Below are 16,775 nucleotides of genomic sequence, written 5' to 3' on the forward strand. Positions count from 1 at the left end.
ACGCGACAGACCGGCCGCAGCCGCGGAGCCTGCCGGTTGCGCAAGGATCGAGAGCACATTGGTCCAGAGCGGGTAGAAGTCCGAAGGGCTCTTTCTCGAGTGGCGGGCTTCTGCTCGGTCTCCCTGAAAGTAAGTCGCGATTGACGGATCTGCTATGGGCCCGCCAGGACCGAGAGACCGCTCTTGGCCGCTGAATCGGCCGTCAACACTCTGGCTTTCCGCCTCGCTCCGACCAGGTCAAGCTCCATGCCGCTTCGCCTGACTCCAAGCAAATTGTCGAAAGAGCTCGGAGGCATCGCAAGGGACGTGAGTTCGAGATTGCAGCACGTCGGCCTCAAAACGCTTTTGTTAGTGGTGGCTTTGATATTTCGCTATTGAAGCTTTCGAAACGATGAGCAACGTGCTCACCCGATCAAGCTCCACAAACGATTGTTTGTCTTAACCATCTGATCTCCAGCTTTCGCGGGCAACTTGTTCAAATACGGTCGGCTGGTGAAGACATATAATGATGATCGACCATCGGCTCATTACATTTTCTACGACTCGTCAGCTTGTCGAAAGCTAATACTTGCATAGTGGAGGGCGGAAACTGCCTCCATTGGCACGATCGAATTGACATAGGAGAACCCGATGCGCGTTACGAGCTCTAGCGTCGCTGGGCACGTTGATGCTGACCTCCATGCGGCTGGCGGCAAAAGCGGCGGCAAAAAAGGATCTCACAAGCCTGGCGAGCGCGACGATCATGCCGGATCGCCTGATGCAAACATTCCCGTAAATGGCGGCGCGTCCATGGGCGGCAACTCGCAAGAAGCCGCTATGCAGCAAGCGTTCAGCGTCGCTTTGGGAGCCGTTGCTCTCCAATTTGCGAATAGTGCAATGAGCCATTTCGACGATGTCATGGCCGAGACAGAGGAGGATTCCTGACGTCGCATATTGCGACGTTAGGAAATAGGAGCCGCACGTCGCGGCGAAATTCGAGCACACAGGAGAATAGTATGTCTAAAAACGTTGGTGCGTCTCATACCTCGACTGCAGGTGGGGCAGCCGGCACCGCTACTGCTGCAGCCGGTTCCACGGCTGCTGAAGTTGCTGGAGAGGCGGCATTCCAACGGCAAATCGCCGCTCTGACCTTGACCAGCACAAAGGCTGCTGAGAGGGATGTTGAACTTCGCGTCGTCTCGACCGAGCTCTCGACCGTCAAGAAAGCGGCCGATGAGCGGGTGCAGTAAGGGATGAGATGGGGCGACGTCGCCGCCCCACTTTCCCCGGCTGCTTAGTCTGTGAAGTCGCACGGGCCGTACGGTTTTGCCGTACGGTTCCGTTCGCTGTTCAGGAAACCGATCGTGAATGAACCAAATTGCCCGCATTTCGAAGTGTTGTCGGGGTGTTACTCCGGGCTGACAAGTAAAGTGGGGGTCGGATCGTGTCTGATTGGCAGCAGCCTCGATGCTGACTTAATCTTCGTCGAACAAGGCCTCGAACCGCACCATCTTCGTGTCACCCCTCATTCCAATTCAATCGAGATCGAGGCCCTTGCGAGGGACGTTAGGATCGAGGGGCACGAGACTGTTTTACCGAACGAATCCATTGTTGTCCCTCTTCCTGTCGTTTTGCATGCCGGGGCGATGTCCATTCGCTGGACGATCGAGGACTACAAACAAGCTGGCTCCATCGACTGCCGGCATATATCGCTCGCCTTTCTCGCTTTGGTCCTGATCAGCTCTGCCGCGGTTGGCGCAGTCTCATCCAGTTTTGTCCAGACCGATACCACCGTGGCGTCAAGTCCGTCGTCCCCTGCTCCGGACATTGCGCCCAAGCTGGCGCTCAGCGCTCCTGATGCTCTGGCCACCGATGCAGCTGCCGAACGGTTGCAAAAGGAAGTTGACAGAGCGGGACTTGTCGGCATCAAGGTCGGCTCTGGGTCGGGCGTTGTCACCGCCGATGGCTCAGTTACGCCCGCCTCGCTCGCCACATGGCGAGACGTCCAGCAGCGGTTTGATCACAATAGCAATGGCGCTTATACGCTCGTCAATGCGGTGGCTATCAAGGATGAGAAGACGCCTCCCGCAATTGGGGTCCAAGCTGTTTGGCGCGGGAGCGACCCCTATATTGTCATTGCTGGTCAAAAGTATTTCGTCGGCGCGCTCTTGAGCAATGGATGGACCGTCTACGCGATTGAGGAAGGGCGTGTTCTGCTGAGCCGGGATGGCCGGCTTGCCACTCTGCCCTATTAGCGTTTTAGGCCGCAGGTAAGGAAGCAAAGTGCCATGACTAGGCTGCCCCCCAATCCCGTCGAGCCCGCCACCTCTTTTCAGGAGCCAAACGTTGATCATCATGCATCTGCCATCACGCGGGTCAATTCTCGAGCCAAGTCCATCGGGATCGACCGGACGCGCGGCAATGATCACAAGAGCCACACCTCAATTTCTCGCCATAGTGACGTGCTGGATCGGTTGGTGGACGCCACGATCGAGAGCGCGCTCGAGCTCAGTTCGATCGATGCAGTTTCGCGCATCAATCTAGACGAGGCGCGCGCCCCGCCAGGTCAGATCGAGCCAAGCTCGGAACTCGCTTGGCTTAACGAGCCCAATCTCGCGCACAGTCTGCTCTCCTTCGTGACGCCGCGCTTACGTCATTCGCATGTTCTGCGTCCAGAGCAACACGGCCTTCTTCTGGAGCGTTTGGCTGATACGCTATCAGCCGCGCCAGAGGATTTGGTGCCACGTGAAGGGGCCGCCCTTCTCCAACTGGAGCTGCAACGTTTAATCCTGCTCCGGCAGAGTCACAACGGCTTGATCAAAGGCTAGCAATGGTCGGGCCAGACAAAGTGCAACACTTCACATCTACACAGCCGCCGATCGTTTCCGAACCCGGCGCTATCGAGCTGATCTCCGGGCCGGAGCGAGATTTGCTCTGCGTGCTTTCTTATGTCTACCTTGCGTGCGGACAGAGCGCCAAGAGCCTGGCTCTGTTGCGGCTGGTCGCTCACGAACAGTCTCAAGACATCGGCCTGCTCCGCATCCTGGCCTACGCTCTCATCTCGGAGCGTCGCGGTGACGAAGCACTGTCGGTATTGGACAGGCTTGACAAACTGGATGACGAGCCGTCTTCGTGTCCGCCCTTGATGCTGATGCGCAGCCACGCCCTGCGCCACGCTGGCCGCATGACCGAAGCGCAAGCCGCCTTCAAACGCTATGTTTTGTTGCGGGGCAGCACAGCTGCAGTCAAACAACAATAAGGCTTCTCATGGCCAACCTTCTACGAAATCTCATCACGCGCGCGCCGGCTCACCCGGATTTGATGGTCGCGTTGATGCTTCTTCTGGCGATCGGAATGATGATCATGCCGATCCCGATCGTCGTGATCGATATGCTGATCGGCTTCAATCTGGGGTTTGCCATATTGCTGTTGATGGTAGCCCTGTATCTCAACACGCCGCTCGACTTTTCGTCCCTGCCGGGCGTCATCCTGATCTCCACCGTCTTTCGTCTCGCTCTTACCGTTGCAACGACGCGACTGATCCTAGCCGAGGGCGATGCCGGCAGCATCATTCATACGTTCGGCGATTTCGTCATATCCGGCAACATCGCCGTCGGCATTGTCATATTCCTGATCGTGACCATGGTGCAGTTCATGGTTCTCGCCAAGGGCGCCGAACGGGTGGCGGAGGTATCGGCGCGCTTCACGCTCGATGCGCTGCCGGGCAAGCAGATGGCGATCGACGCGGAGCTGCGCAACGGCCATATCGATCAGCACGAAGCCCGCAGCCGGCGCGGCGCGCTGGAGCGAGAAAGCCAACTGCACGGCGCGATGGATGGCGCTATGAAATTCGTGAAGGGCGATGCCATAGCCGGACTAATAGTCATCTGCATCAACATGCTGGGTGGCATCACGATCGGATCGCTCTCCAAGGGCATGTCCCTCGAGGAGGCGATGCATCATTATACCATCCTGACGATCGGTGATGCGCTCATTTCGCAGATTCCGGCCCTGCTGCTGTCAATTACAGCCGCAACCATTGTCACTCGTGTCAACGGTCCTTCTAGACTCAATCTCGGCGCCGATATCGTCAAGCAACTTACGGCCAGCACACAAGCGCTACGCTTGGCCTCCTGTGTCTTGCTTGTGATGGGGTTCGTTCCTGGCTTCCCTTTGCCGCCCTTTGTCATACTGGCCGCGCTGTTCTCCGCCGCCAGCTTTCTCAAGGTTGGCGTGCAAGAGGGCAAGACCGCTCCCAAGGCCGGCGCCGGTCCCACCGGTTCGGCCGCCGCTTCCGCACAAGGTCAGAAGCAAACCGTGCCCGCGGAGGCACTTCCGATTACGCTGTTGCTAGCGCCGAGCCTGATGCAGGCAATCGACATAGGGGAACTCGAGCAGTGCGTCGCACGGGTTTCGGCACTGGTTTCAGCTGATCTTGGCATCACAATTCCACGCATTCCCGCCCAAAGCGCACAGCACCTCGCCCAATCGCAATTCCGGGTGGATGTCGAAGGAGTGCCGGTGGAAGAGGGCGCCATTGACCCGACACAACTCTTACTTAACGACGACGTGGCGAACATTGAACTGAGCGGGATCCCCTTTTGGCAGGATCCAGACACGAATCGGATCTGGATCGAACAAGGCCACGCGCCCGCTCTCAAAGCTGCCGGAATAGGGCACCACCGTCCGAGCGAAATCATCGCCTTGCGCGTCCAGTCGACGTTGACACGCTATGCTCAGCGCCTGGTGGGCATTCAGGAAACGCGTCAGTTGCTTAGCCGGATGGAGCAGGAATATGCCGATCTGGTGAAGGAGGTGCTGCGCACGACACCGATCCCTCGCATCGCGGATGTGCTACGTCGCTTGCTGGACGAGGGCATCCCGATCCGGAACACCCGTTTGGTTCTGGAGGCGCTTGCAGAATGGAGCGAACGGGAGCAAAGTGCCGTATTGCTCACCGAATATGTGCGCTCCGTTCTGAAGCGGCAGATCTGTCACCGCTATGCCAACGCCCATCGTGTTGTGGCGGCCTTTATCGTCGAGCGTGAGACCGAGGATATCGTGCGAGGTGCGGTGCGCGAGACCGCTGTCGGTCCCTACCTCGTTTTGGAGGATCGGCAAAGCGAGATGCTACTTGCACAATTTCGCCAGATTCATTCGAGCATCGCGCGCAGTCAGAACCAGCCAGTTATCCTGGGCTCGATGGATATCCGCCGCTTCGTCCGCGGATTTCTCACCCGCAATGGAATAGACCTACCTGTTCTCTCGTATCAGGATCTCGCCTCGGATTTCACCGTCCAGCCGATTGGCTCCGTCAAACTTGCGCCTGGCAAGGACAAGACTCCTACAGGCGGGCATCGTGACCTCCTGCCTGCGGCCGGCTGACGAGCACAGGTGTGGGGTCGTGAGGTCGCTTATGAATTCATGTAAGATTAATGTTCTGCGGCGCTGGCGTAACTTTCGTCGCCATTCGTGCTCGGCCTTTCTCCCCATGCTTGCTATTGTGCTGCTCGCGGGTTGCGCTAACTCGCACACGTCGGGACTTTCACAGCAGCCGACGTCTACGGCAGAGCTCGTTGGGGCCAAGGAGGTCGATCCAGCTATGCGCGATCGCATCTCACACGCCCTCGGTAGGGATGCTGACGAGAAGGCTTTGCGCGATGCGCTGAAGCAACGACCGGACAATGTCGATGCGGCAATTCCTCTTGCGCGGGGCCTGCTGATGCGTGAAAGCCCTGATGAGGCGCTTGAGGTGCTCGACAACATCTTGCTTGCAGCACCCGGCGACCTGCGCGCACTGAATGCCAAAGGTGTTGTGCTCGATCACGAGGGCCGCCATCACGAGGCGCAAACGCTATACCGCCAAGCTCTGGCAATTGACCCAGAAAATCCGATGTTGAGCAACAATCTCAAGCTGTCGCTCGCCCTTGAAGGGACGACGCAGAACGGCAATCCGGACCCACAACTGCAAGCGGATGGCCGGCACGCACCGTACCGTTAGAGGTAGTCAACGAACAAGAGCCGATCGCAGCTGCTCAGTGCCTGTCTGTCAGCTTACCGACAGCTAGCGGATTATTAGCCGCCGTGGAGGCTCAAGACGTAAATATCCTGCGAAGCGACATCATTTCGTACAATGAAACCGACATGTATAACCAGGATCAGTAACCCAACCACACGCCAAGTGTATCCGCGACGGATGAATGAGGTGACTCACGAACAATGTCTCGTACTGAACTGATGGCCAAACGTTTCCAGGACATAGTCTCTACTAAGAATTCGGCGCTATCGAATTCTTCCTCCGGGTCGATCTTCGATGGCAACCCCGCCGTACTCGCTCATTTCCAAGCCGCCAGGGTTGATATCTCAAAGTCTTCAGTTTGCTGGATGAGATGAAAGCACCTCGACGATAGATCTCAGCGTCACTCACCGTTGGCCAACAACCCAGGCGATATCCTCCTGGAACGTCAGCTCCGGCTCAATGGCGACGAACCGCTCGTCCTCATCCAATCGCCCAGCGAAAGCTCGCGCAGCAGCGTTTGGTTTTGCTGAGGTAAGCGACTCGATGATGGCGCTTGATCCCGCCAAGCAGGGCAACAAGTGGAACAAGAAACAAAGATGCCAAATGCGCCAGCAGGCAGCTTGTATCTTTGCCGCAGCTGAAGACAGTAGCGCCAACGCCGACATGATTTCACGACGGCTGGCTTGCGCAACCGGATCACCTGGCCACCGTTCTCCCTCGTGAACCTTACTTATTGTTCGATCGTAAATCTGCGAAGCGCCCGCTGCCGTTAACGAAAACATGCGGCCGAGGAACTAAAGTATCTCTCGAGCTCCGCGATCGCGCGTTCCTCCCATTCCGCAGCTTGCACTAGTAATGAGTCCCGTTGGATTGGCCGAAATGCGGCGGACTGACGGCACAACGAAGCTATCGCGCGATAGCGGCGCACGTTTTCCATAACGGCCAGTCCGGTCATGTGTGGATCTCCTCCCCTGCTATCCCGGGCAAGAACTTGCTCGAAAACCGTTTTCGATCCGTTAGCAGTCGGAGTGGAAGGCGTGAATGGTTGGCAGAATCTTGTCGGCATGAGGGGGACCGATAATGAACGTCTTCCACAAGGCGCACATCCACCCGGCTCGGCAGTGCTCCATCCGGGCGCTTCTGCACCCCGTTGTCTCAGTTTATTGGTTGGATAGCGGAATGTAGAAATAGCTAACGGCAACGAAGCACGTTTCGGCTTGCAATCTCAATCAGACGACTGTGATCTGGCCTGTCTTCGAATCCTCAGAAGTAATGAGTAATCCGTTTATTGGTGATTTGAAGGACGAAGAGGGCCGATGCTTTGTCGGCATCCCTTTGCCTCCATAAACAGCAAACGGCACGCAACTGTGACTTCCTCCGTCTCATCGACGCTAGCGAGACTGAGCAGTTGTTTACCTCGCCGGTCGACAACCGAAATGCTGCTTAGAGACAGATCCTCTTAATCTCGCAACCCTAGGCGATCTACCAGGTCGTGTAGGTAATCGCATAACCTTCCGCGGCTCGGTTTACTTGATTTAGAGCGTTAGGCCATCTGACTGAATCGTCGGGGATTGAACGAAGCCGCTGGCGCGGCATGTAGGGAGGCATAGCAAGGATTGCCTCCTGTCTGAGAGGATTGCGGGTTTTCGAAGCCCAACCCTTTAGACAGGAGGTTTTCCGATGGCTGAGATCAGCCCGCTTCGCCGCCGCATGATCGAGGACATGACGGTCCGCAATCTGTCGCCGGCGACGCAGCAATCCTACCTCAACGCCGTAGCGAAGTTGAGCCGGTATTTCGGTCGTTCTCCCGACCGCCTCGACCTGGAGGATATCCGCGCCTTCCAGGTTCATCTGGTTGCGACGGGGATGTCTTGGCCGGCGCTGAACCAGATCGTCTGCGCACTGCGGTTCTTCTACGCTGTGACGCTTGGTCATGACACCGTTCCGAAGCGCATCGCCTATGCGCGTAAACCGCGCAAACTGCCGGTCGTGCTGAGCGCCGACGAGGTCGTCCGCTTCCTGGAAGCAATCCCGAGCCTCAAGAGCCGTACCGCGTTGACCACTGTCTATGCCGCAGGCTTGCGCGTATCGGAAGTGGTCCTCTTGAAGGTTGTCGACATTGACAGCCAACGGATGTTGATCCGGGTCGAGCACGGCAAGGGCGGCAAGGACCGTTACGTAATGCTCTCGCCGCAGCTTTTGAGGATTCTGCGGACATATTGGCGGCTCACTCGGCCAAAACGATGGCTATTTCCCCGCCGCGACGACGAGCGTCCGCTCGTCCCAAATGTGCTGCACGCCGCCTGCCGCTCAGCCTGTGCTGCGGCCGGCTTGAGCAAGTCGGTGACAGTGCATACGCTTCGGCACACATTCGCGACCCATCTGCTGGAGAACGGGGCCGACGTACGCATCATCCAGGTGCTGCTCGGCCATGCCAGTGTGGCCAGCACGGCGCGCTATACCCAAGTCGCCACAAAGACCATCAGCAATACCCCAAGTCCACTTGACCGGCTCCGCCTGGAGGTCGTGCCGCCCGGCTGAGCGGACCTGATGGCTCCGGTTCTGGAAGTGGCAGATATCTTCCGCCGCTACGGCGAAGCAATTTCGGCAAGCCCGTGCCGGGCATCTGGGCCGCGTCGAGCGGCGCGTCATGGGCGCGATCACGGCATGCCGGACGGCTGTGCTTGGCGGCCACGTCGAGCAATGCGACGACTGCGGTGCCACCCGCATCGCCTACAACTCCTGTCGCAATCGGCATTGCCCGAAGTGCCAGGGCTCGGCGCGCGCGCAATGGCCTGCCGAGCGACAAGCCGAACTCCTTCCCGTGCCATACTTCCACGTCGTCTTCACCTTGCCGGCGCCGGCCAGAGAGATTGCTTTCCAGAACAAGGCGGTGGTCTATGCCATTCTGTTCCGCTGCGCGGCCGAGACGCTCACCACCATCGCGGCCGACCCCAAGCATCTCGGCGCTCAGCTCGGTGTGACCGCCGTCCTCCATACTTGGGGTCAGCCCCTGCAACACCATCCGCATATCCACTGCGTCGTACCTGGTGGTGGACCTTCACTCGACGGCACACACTGGGTCGCTTGCCGGCCCGGCTTCTTCCTGCCGGTGCGCGTCCTCTCCCGGCTGTTCCGCCGCCTGTTTCTGCAAGAGCTGCAAGCTGATTTCGCGGCTGGTCAGCTGGGTTTCTTTGGCGATCTCGTCCATCTCGCCGATCCCGCCGCATTCGCCGAGCGCCTCGCCCAACTTCGACGGACCGACTGGGTCGTCTACGCCAAGCCGCCATTCGGCGGGCCCGAACAGGTGCTGGCTTGTCTCAGCCGCTATACGCATCGCGTCGCCATCGCCAACAGTCGGCTGATCTCGCTTGCCGACGACAAGGTGAGCTTTGCCTGGAAGGACTTTCGGCAGAATCGTAAAGCCAAAGTGATGACCCTTAATGCCGGTGAGTTCATTCGTCGCTTTCTCCTGCACACCCTGCCGGACGGCTTCCATCGCATCCGCCACTATGGCTTCCTCGCCAATGGCGGGCGCAACGATAAAATCGTCCTCTGCCGTCAACTCCTTGCCGTCCGCAACGCTCCGACTGACCCGCGCGGAGAACGCCTGCGGGCCAGCGTCCCTCACGGCCACTGGAAAACAATAACTTGCGTAGCCGCTCTACCAACCGCGGCATCATCGCCCCCTGGGTACTCGATGGCCCGATCAACCGCGATGCCTCTGAGACCTATGTCGAAAAGGTGCTCATCCCCGATGCTTCCGCCAGACGCCCAACTGGTCCAATTCAGCCTCGCGTGCTCGAGGCGCGTATCCATGATCTGGTTTTCCCGATCCCGTCTCGTTAACCGTTGCGCCATACTCTCCGGTTGACCTTCTCACACTCTCACGGTCCCTGCCGCGGAGCTACTTCGCCGCAGCCGGAACCCGATAAGTTCCGCCTCTCGCCAACAATGCCTAGACGATGCGCGCGGTCTTGTTGGCGAGGGCGACGATCACCAGCATGGGCGGCTTGCGGGCAAGCATGCGCGCAAGCCAAGGATTTGCTGTCGAGCCTTTGCGCATTGCCCAGCGCACGGCCGCGCTCGCGCCAATGATCAGTAGTCGGCGCAGGGTTCGTTCGCCCATGCGGGATGTCTCGCCGAGCTTCTGCTTTCCGCCGGTGGAGCGCTGCAGCGGGGTGAGCCCCAGCCAGGCCGCAAAGTCGCGTCCCCTCTTGAAGGCCTGCGCCGTCGGTGCCAGGGCAAAGAGCGCCGTCGCCGTGATCGGCCCGATTCCTGGGATTGTCATCAGCCGCTTCGCTTCGACATCCTCCTTGGCGCGTCGGGCGAGCTATCGGTCGAGCAGCGCCACCCTCTCGCCCAGTGATCGCAACTGCTCGGCGAGTAGCCGCAGGATCGCTCTGGCCAACTCAGGAATGTCGGTCGTCGATCGCGGACATAGGTTTGGCAACATGAAAGGGGCCTTGCGCAACCACCATCCCAAATTCGGCCAGATGGCCGCGGGTCGCATTGATGGTTTGGGTGCGCTGACGCACCAGGAGGTCGCGGGCGCGAAACACAACGGCCGCCGCCTGCTGCTCTTCGCTCTTCACGCCACGAAACGCATCGTCGGCCGCTGGACGGCTTCGCAGATCGCTTCCGCATCGGCGGCATCATTCTTCTGCCGTTTCACGAAAGGCTTTACATAGTCTGGCGCGATGAGTCGCACCGCATGCCCCAATTTTCCGATCTCGCGCGCCCAGTAATGGCTGCTGGCGCAGGCTTCCATGGCGACCGTGCAAATCGGCTGCGCGGCAAGAAATTTGAGCACCTGGTCCCGGCGCAGCTTCTTGCGGAAAAGTACGGTTCCCGATGCATCCGCGCCGTGCATCTGGAACACATTCTTCGCCAGATCCAACCCGATTATGCTAACTTCCGACATGGACGCCTCCGTTCAAGTGATGGTCAACGACACCACTTTGGCACAGCGATGGCGTGAGGGGGCGTCCACCCCATCAACCTCTCCAGCCACAAAGGGCCGCGCATACGGGAGGTGCTCGCGGCGGCCGGCGCTACGCTTCTCTTTCTTCCGCCCGTACAGTCCCGACCTCAATCCCAATCGAAAATGCCTTCGCCAAGCTCACAGCAAATTTGCGAGAGGCCGCCGAACGCACCGTCGGCGGCCTCTGGGATGCTGTTGGGCGCATCATCGATACCTATACGCCCGCAGAATCCACAAACTACTTCGCCGTCGCAGGCTACTCGCAACTTGATCGGCTAACGCTCTAGCAGTGCGCTTGCACGGCGGGAGTGCACAGGGATTCATTAAGCGAAATCGAAGAAGGCCAGAGATACTCATCGATGCTCATCTCAAGTAGTATCGCCGCAAGTTCCGAAAAATAAGAAAGACTATGCGAACGAGGCTAACGGCCGGGATCTCCTGGGACGTAGACTAACCACCCCTTGGTCCACATCCGATTGACGCCCCGGCCTCCCATCCGATGCCACGTGTGCCGCTCATTGTGCTTCAAAACGTGCCGCAGTCCTCCCCCTCAACAGGCGGCGTCGTGGATCTGCTGAAACTATGGTGCCTGTCAGCATGGCGGCGCCGCCAGAGTCAGGTGAGGCCGTGTTGCACCGGCGACTAGCAATGACGAGTGTCCCCGGTTTTTGCGGCCGTGTGCATCACGAAAGGCTACTGCGCCATTCAAGCGGACGCGTCAGCCAGCCGAAAGGCCTCTGGCCATCAGCCTACCAAAACAAGGAGACGACGGCTCTCTTGTTTGTTTGTAGCATATGCCGTGCGAGCGTACGGCTGACAACAGATGACAAATGTTGCGCCGGAGCGCTCGGACGGTACGCGATTAGGGGCACTGATGATCACGCCGTTTCGACGGAACTGGAGTCCAAAAGAATTATTCGATGCTCTTACGCCAGCGATGTTCGCCGCCGAGCCGTCGGCTGTCCGCGCACGTTGGGACAAATTGTGGCCAGATCTGTACACAGAAGATGACGCCCGGTATCTGAAACAAGAATTAGTGGCGCGAAATCTTATTGCTTCCGATGAAGCTGCGGCATTCTTCAACGCTTGGGCGATTGACGAACGGCGCCACACCGACGGATTCATCCGAATCATTGAACTTGTCGCTAACGGGTCGGAAAAGGATCTTCGGGCGAGATTGGACGCCCGCACGCATGATTTTGGTGCGATCGTTGAACACCTGAAGGACGAATTCTCCTTAATGGTTATAATCGCGTTTGATGAGATGTGCACTTGCCGCGCCTATGCAGCAGAAAAGCCATTTTATGATGCCCTTGGGAACAACACGTTCCATCATTGGCTGCGGGAGGTTATTGCCGACGAGGCGGTCCACTCGATGAACGCGGTTAACGTTATCCGCGCACGCTATCGCGACCGCATCGACCAAGCCGCCACAATTCTCGATAACCTAATCCGCGCGTCGGATAATCTACGCTATTCTGGCACCTTCCTGCTGGACTATTTCGGCGCAGTTTACTCCAAGGAGTTGCTCGCCGACTCCCGCCTCGCGACCATGAGAAATATTGCCAAGCCACTCATCGTGTAGAGCGAGATGTGTGCAGCGAGCCTGGCGAAAGTTGCACCGGCGTCACATCGCCGATCAATCCACCTTTTCTGCAAGTTTACCATTCTATCAGTTGACGCCAAGTTGTCCTGACGCGTCGTGCGCATTGTCGCCGCCGCCACCATCTGCTCAGCGAGCCGTTCACCTGATGGTTGGCGCGCCAAACCTCTCCTTGACCATCGAGCGGATTTCCTCGGAGGCGACGTCCCCAGCGGCGCCGGCCTGACTTCGCGCCTGTTCCGCGAAGTCCGCGAGAAGCGCGGACTGGTCTATTCGATCCGTGAGAACCTGGTCCGCTGGATCATTCAGCCATGTTTCTCGGCAATAGCGCCACCTGCGCCGATCGTGCCGACGAAACGGTCGAAGAAATCGAGAAGCAGGTCCGCCACGTCGCCGAGGAAGGACCGACTCAGCAGGAGCTCGATGATGCAAAGTCCTACCTGAAGGGCTCGCAAGCGCTGGCTCTCAACACATCATCAAAGCTGGCACGAACGCTGCTGCAGCGTCAGCTTGACAAGCTGCCCATCGACTATTTCGAAAAGCACAACACCATGGTCGATTTGGTGACGTTTGGAGGACGCCAAGAGAGCAGCGCAGCGGCTGTGGGGCGGGGGTCTGCTCACAATTATCGTCGGCCGCTCCCCAAAGGACGCAGCGCGGCCGAACACCATGCCAGCGGGGACAACACCCCCGCCAGGCGCCGAGCAGCTAGGCGCCGCCCCGACGGCGCCACCGAATTGACTTTCTAGCAGCCCAGGCGCTTAGCAAGCGCCTCCCTGTTGCGCGCAGAGTGTCTAGCCCCCGCCTTTAGCTCGCGGAGATATTCGATCATCGGGCAGTTACCATGCGGCCGCTCGAGTGCCGCTTTTGCTCAATCGCTTTGCCAAACAAGGCGGCAGTCCGGCGTGAAGTCTTCAGCGTAGCGAAATGCAAAAATAGAGCCATCACCAAGCAAGACGGCCTCGGCGGGGGCTACGCTGAGGCAGAGCTTTCACTGTGGTCGTGCCATTGGAGGAATGGCACAGACGTGGAGATAACCGCTTACCAAATAGCTTGTTCTTAATTTCTTTTCATTTCCGGCCTGACCAGCGATCGCCGGATCGGAGCTCTTCGCGGCGGCAGGGGATCGCTACTTTCCGCGGCCTTCGGCGGCAGCAATGAGGTCGATACTTCCTGTTTTCCACCCCTCCCTCGATTGTTGCAGTAAGCATCCGCCTTGATCGCATTCAGTTGTGCTCGAGTTGCGTTACCCTGGTCGGCTGGCGTGCGTACCGTGGCGCCAGCGGGATCGATGCCGCCTAGAGCTCTAGGGGCCTAACAAAGCTTCGGTGGTTGCCCCATGAAGGATATGAAGGTGAGCATGACGTGGCTTTACGCCCAGGCCGAATATGCAGACCAATTATCTAAAGCGCGACCGACCAGAAGAAACGAGAACTGGACGCGCATCTCGCACCGGCGGGCTTGCCTAGCAAATCAAAAAGGTGGTCAGAGTGGGCGCTTCAAAAGTGTAATGTACACCGTCTGCCGCACCCCCCAGCGAGAGCGCGCACGCGCCAGGCCATCGTTCATTCCCTGCAGATTCTTCTCGACCTGCACGTAGCCTCATCGGCGAAATCTGTGCCCAAGACAAAGATCGTCCCGGTCGCTCGACGCCGACTTTCTTTTGACGAAGCGTCCTCGATATCGCTTCGTCACCGCCATCGGCCGGCGAGCCCCGTGCACCCTTCGATCCTGTTCCCATGACACGATACCTCGCCTCGGCGCGAACAGATGCATGCTTGCTGTTTGCGTCAGCATCAGCGCTCGCATATCTCGATATTCTTCAGCAGAGTGAGAGTTCGGTCGTTCAGGGTCATCTCTCAGTGATTGACCAGCCACTTCGCTGTCTGCCGAAAAGACGACGATCTGATCCAGCATACCTTTGATGATCTGCCAAGTCATAGTTGGACCGCGTAGCACCGCCTCGATTGCGCTTCCACCGAGCTCGCAATCTGACGCTACGTAAGATTCGGCCGCTTCATGCCAATCATAGCAGCAGCGATAGATATCCTATGGCAATCGCCACGATCACCACAGGCAGCCGTTGATACTTGGTGACGCGCATTCCAGCCGTTTACAAACCTCACGTAGATCACCAGTACAAGTGATTTACTCTCCATTTTCGGCCTGCATCGTCGTTGCGATCCAAGGACGTCACTCGCTTGATGTTGAAAACGTTCATCGGTTGCAGAGCTCTCGCATCGAAGGTTCATTGCCCCTTCTTTCTGCCATGTTCGCACCCAAAGCAGAGACGCGCCGGTTGCGTACTTTGCGCGCCGCGATAGCGAGTGTCTCAGGAGATTTCCATGGTGAAGCCAGTTGTAATTGTGGTCGGTGCGGACAAGGGAGGTGTCGGCAAGACGACCGTATCACGAACGCTACTGGACTACTTCAGCGTCAACAACGTGCAAACACGCGCATTTGACACGGAGTCGCCGCGGGGAACGCTGAAGCGCTTTTATCCCGAGATCACCGAGATCGTCGACATGACGACGACGGCGGACCAGATGAAGATCTTCGATACCCTGAACTCAGGGCTGTCCGTCACTGTCATCGATGCTCGCGCAGGCTTACTGTCCTCTGCGCTGGCTTCCTTGCGCGACATCGGATTTCTGGACTCGGCGCGGTCTGGCCAGATAACATTCGCCGTGTTCCATATCCTGGGATCGTCCATCGCCTCGCTAGACGAGATCGCGGAAACCGCGACCTTTATGAGCGGCGCGAAGTACTACCTAGTCAAGAACTTCATCAACGACACTCAATTCTTCCAGTGGGATCAAGCGACATACAATTCCTATTTTCACCGCATCAAACATGCGACCGAGTTGGTCATACCGAAGCTTAACGAGATGGCCTATGAGCAGGTGGAAGTCGCATCCGTCCCATTCATAGACTTCGTCGCAAACAAGGGGCGGAACGATGAACCTGCGAACAACTCCTTCGTGCTGCGCGGCTATGTCCGGCACTGGCTGGCAAATGTCTGGAACGAATTTGATCGCATCAACTTGACGGAATTGGCCGGCGCCAAGTCCGCCACCCGTGCCGGCGAGAAGTAATCGCATATTCGGCGAGCTCAGGCCGGGCCCACGTACGAAACGAAATTGATCTGCTGGCTATGTTAGCGACCCCAATCTACATTATCTGCTCTCCTAGCCCGCAGGTCGGTAAAACCCTCATCGCTCGGGCGATGAGCGAGTTCTTGCTGCTGAAAAACGGCACAGCGCTGTCGTTTGATGTCAACTTGAAAGAGCCATCGTTGCTCGACTACCTCCCCAACATCACGGAAACCGCGGATGTGATCGACACTTACGGCAAGATGCAGCTGATGGACCCTCTTATCATCCACGATCGGGTACCCAAGGTGATTGATCTCGGATTTCACGCCTTCGACGAATTCTTCAAGATGTGCGAGGAGATTGGCTTCATGAAGGAGACGGCGCGCTGCTATGTCGCCCCTATCATCCTCTACGTCGCGGGCGCAGACCGTATCTCCTTTCGCGGTTATGAAATGCTGCGCCGGCGAATTCCGCCGGCGTCGCTGGTCACCGTCCACAATGAATTCGTGCTGCGCGGCGGATTACCTGATCCGATGGATGGCGAGCGGGTGATTCGGATTCCCGCACTTCCGCTGTTCCTCAAGAGATATATAGACCGTCTTGGCTTTTCCTTCACGGGATATCTGCGCAACGAGAAGGACTGGTCCACCGAGCTGCATCAATGGATCCGACGGAATTACAGCATGTTTCGCGATCTGGACTTGAGTGTGATGCTGCGAGGGTCCTATCGATCGCGGGGGACGGATATCGATAGCCTACGTTTCACAAGGACCACTTGAGATTTCGGTCTGCTCGCCATCTATTCGTCCGGCCTATGAGTGGTCGTTGACCAATGACTTCAATGGCGTTCGCAACGCGAACGCATGAATTGCGGTATACGACTCTTCGCTTGGATCGCGCATCTTTACCGTGATCGTCCGCACGGACCGCGCGACCGGTAATTGACGTCAGCTCATTCGCCGGATGCCGCAAGTAGACACGCCCGTCCTCGAAAGGATCGATGACTGTCTTGACCTTGTGAGCAGCTAGGCAGTCGTCCGTGAAGAGTGGCTCCGATTGAGCTAGAATCGCATTTGTCGTTGTGGACTGTTTTGC

The 16,775-nt window shown here is 58.1% G+C and carries 13 protein-coding genes and 5 pseudogenes; 16 read left to right on the forward strand and 2 right to left on the reverse strand.

Annotated features, from left to right (window positions below):
• The first annotated feature begins 630 nt into the window (after positions 1 to 630).
• The 8 genes from I6F28_RS17055 to I6F28_RS37780 all read left to right on the forward strand — a co-directional run bounded on the left by I6F28_RS17055 (position 631) and on the right by I6F28_RS37780 (position 6,528).
• Complete coding sequence (locus I6F28_RS17055) at positions 631 to 924, forward strand: hypothetical protein (protein ID WP_225129509.1); 294 nt, start codon at positions 631 to 633, stop codon at positions 922 to 924.
• 71 nt (positions 925 to 995) lie between these two features.
• Positions 996 to 1,229, forward strand: a complete 234-nt coding sequence (locus tag I6F28_RS17060) for a nodulation protein NopA (RefSeq protein ID WP_225129511.1) — start codon at positions 996 to 998, stop codon at positions 1,227 to 1,229.
• A gap of 114 nt (positions 1,230 to 1,343) precedes the next feature.
• The gene (locus I6F28_RS17065) at positions 1,344 to 2,234 is read left to right on the forward strand and encodes a SctD/MshK family protein (RefSeq protein WP_225140380.1); all 891 of its coding nucleotides are present in this window, start codon (positions 1,344 to 1,346) and stop codon (positions 2,232 to 2,234) included.
• 33 nt (positions 2,235 to 2,267) lie between these two features.
• A complete protein-coding gene (locus tag I6F28_RS17070; RefSeq protein WP_225129515.1) occupies positions 2,268 to 2,807 on the forward strand; it encodes a hypothetical protein in 540 nt (179 codons plus the stop codon).
• A gap of 2 nt (positions 2,808 to 2,809) precedes the next feature.
• Complete coding sequence (gene sctY, locus I6F28_RS17075; protein ID WP_225129517.1) at positions 2,810 to 3,238, forward strand: type III secretion apparatus assembly chaperone SctY; 429 nt, start codon at positions 2,810 to 2,812, stop codon at positions 3,236 to 3,238.
• An 8-nt stretch (positions 3,239 to 3,246) separates the two neighbouring features.
• Entirely contained in the window at positions 3,247 to 5,364 is a 2,118-nt protein-coding gene (sctV, locus tag I6F28_RS17080) for a type III secretion system export apparatus subunit SctV (protein WP_225129519.1), read from the forward strand.
• Between the two features lie 217 nt (positions 5,365 to 5,581).
• Positions 5,582 to 5,980 carry a tetratricopeptide repeat protein gene (locus tag I6F28_RS17085; RefSeq protein ID WP_225129520.1) on the forward strand — a complete coding sequence of 133 codons (399 nt, stop codon included), beginning with the start codon at positions 5,582 to 5,584 and terminating at the stop codon, positions 5,978 to 5,980.
• Between the two features lie 428 nt (positions 5,981 to 6,408).
• Positions 6,409 to 6,528, forward strand: a complete 120-nt coding sequence (locus tag I6F28_RS37780; RefSeq protein WP_518513082.1) for a hypothetical protein — start codon at positions 6,409 to 6,411, stop codon at positions 6,526 to 6,528.
• Positions 6,529 to 6,767: 239 nt separating this feature from the next.
• On the opposite strand, the gene I6F28_RS17090 is transcribed toward I6F28_RS37780, so the two are convergent.
• A complete protein-coding gene (locus I6F28_RS17090; protein WP_225129522.1) occupies positions 6,768 to 6,953 on the reverse strand; it encodes a hypothetical protein in 186 nt (61 codons plus the stop codon).
• A gap of 725 nt (positions 6,954 to 7,678) precedes the next feature.
• Here I6F28_RS17090 and I6F28_RS17095 point away from each other — a divergent pair.
• The 3 genes and pseudogenes from I6F28_RS17095 to I6F28_RS17105 form a co-directional block, all read left to right on the forward strand.
• Positions 7,679 to 8,539, forward strand: coding sequence for a tyrosine-type recombinase/integrase (locus tag I6F28_RS17095; protein WP_225129524.1), 861 nt, complete (start codon positions 7,679 to 7,681; stop codon positions 8,537 to 8,539).
• Between the two features lie 9 nt (positions 8,540 to 8,548).
• A pseudogene (locus I6F28_RS17100) lies at positions 8,549 to 9,605 on the forward strand (IS91 family transposase); the annotation flags it as partial.
• Positions 9,597 to 9,757, forward strand: a pseudogene (locus I6F28_RS17105) (IS630 family transposase); the annotation flags it as partial. The pseudogenes I6F28_RS17100 and I6F28_RS17105, both read left to right, overlap by 9 nt.
• 199 nt (positions 9,758 to 9,956) lie before the next feature.
• Here I6F28_RS17105 and I6F28_RS17110 read toward each other — a convergent pair.
• Positions 9,957 to 10,922: pseudogene (locus tag I6F28_RS17110) on the reverse strand (IS110 family RNA-guided transposase).
• Positions 10,923 to 10,997: 75 nt separating this feature from the next.
• On the opposite strand from I6F28_RS17110, the pseudogene I6F28_RS17115 reads away from it, so the two are divergent.
• The 5 genes and pseudogenes from I6F28_RS17115 to I6F28_RS17135 all read left to right on the forward strand — a co-directional run.
• Positions 10,998 to 11,269: pseudogene (locus I6F28_RS17115) on the forward strand (transposase); the annotation flags it as partial.
• 587 nt (positions 11,270 to 11,856) lie between these two features.
• Positions 11,857 to 12,567, forward strand: coding sequence for a hypothetical protein (locus I6F28_RS17120; protein ID WP_225129526.1), 711 nt, complete (start codon positions 11,857 to 11,859; stop codon positions 12,565 to 12,567).
• Positions 12,568 to 12,798: 231 nt separating this feature from the next.
• Positions 12,799 to 13,326 (forward strand): annotated as a pseudogene (locus I6F28_RS17125) (M16 family metallopeptidase); the annotation flags it as partial.
• A gap of 1,604 nt (positions 13,327 to 14,930) precedes the next feature.
• Positions 14,931 to 15,680 carry a P-loop NTPase family protein gene (locus I6F28_RS17130; RefSeq protein WP_225129528.1) on the forward strand — a complete coding sequence of 250 codons (750 nt, stop codon included), beginning with the start codon at positions 14,931 to 14,933 and terminating at the stop codon, positions 15,678 to 15,680.
• A 59-nt stretch (positions 15,681 to 15,739) separates the two neighbouring features.
• Positions 15,740 to 16,459 carry a hypothetical protein gene (locus I6F28_RS17135; protein ID WP_225129530.1) on the forward strand — a complete coding sequence of 240 codons (720 nt, stop codon included), beginning with the start codon at positions 15,740 to 15,742 and terminating at the stop codon, positions 16,457 to 16,459.
• Positions 16,460 to 16,775 lie beyond the last annotated feature (316 nt).

This window comes from Bradyrhizobium sp. NBAIM14, assembly GCF_020193895.1.
Lineage (GTDB): Bacteria > Pseudomonadota > Alphaproteobacteria > Rhizobiales > Xanthobacteraceae > Bradyrhizobium > Bradyrhizobium yuanmingense.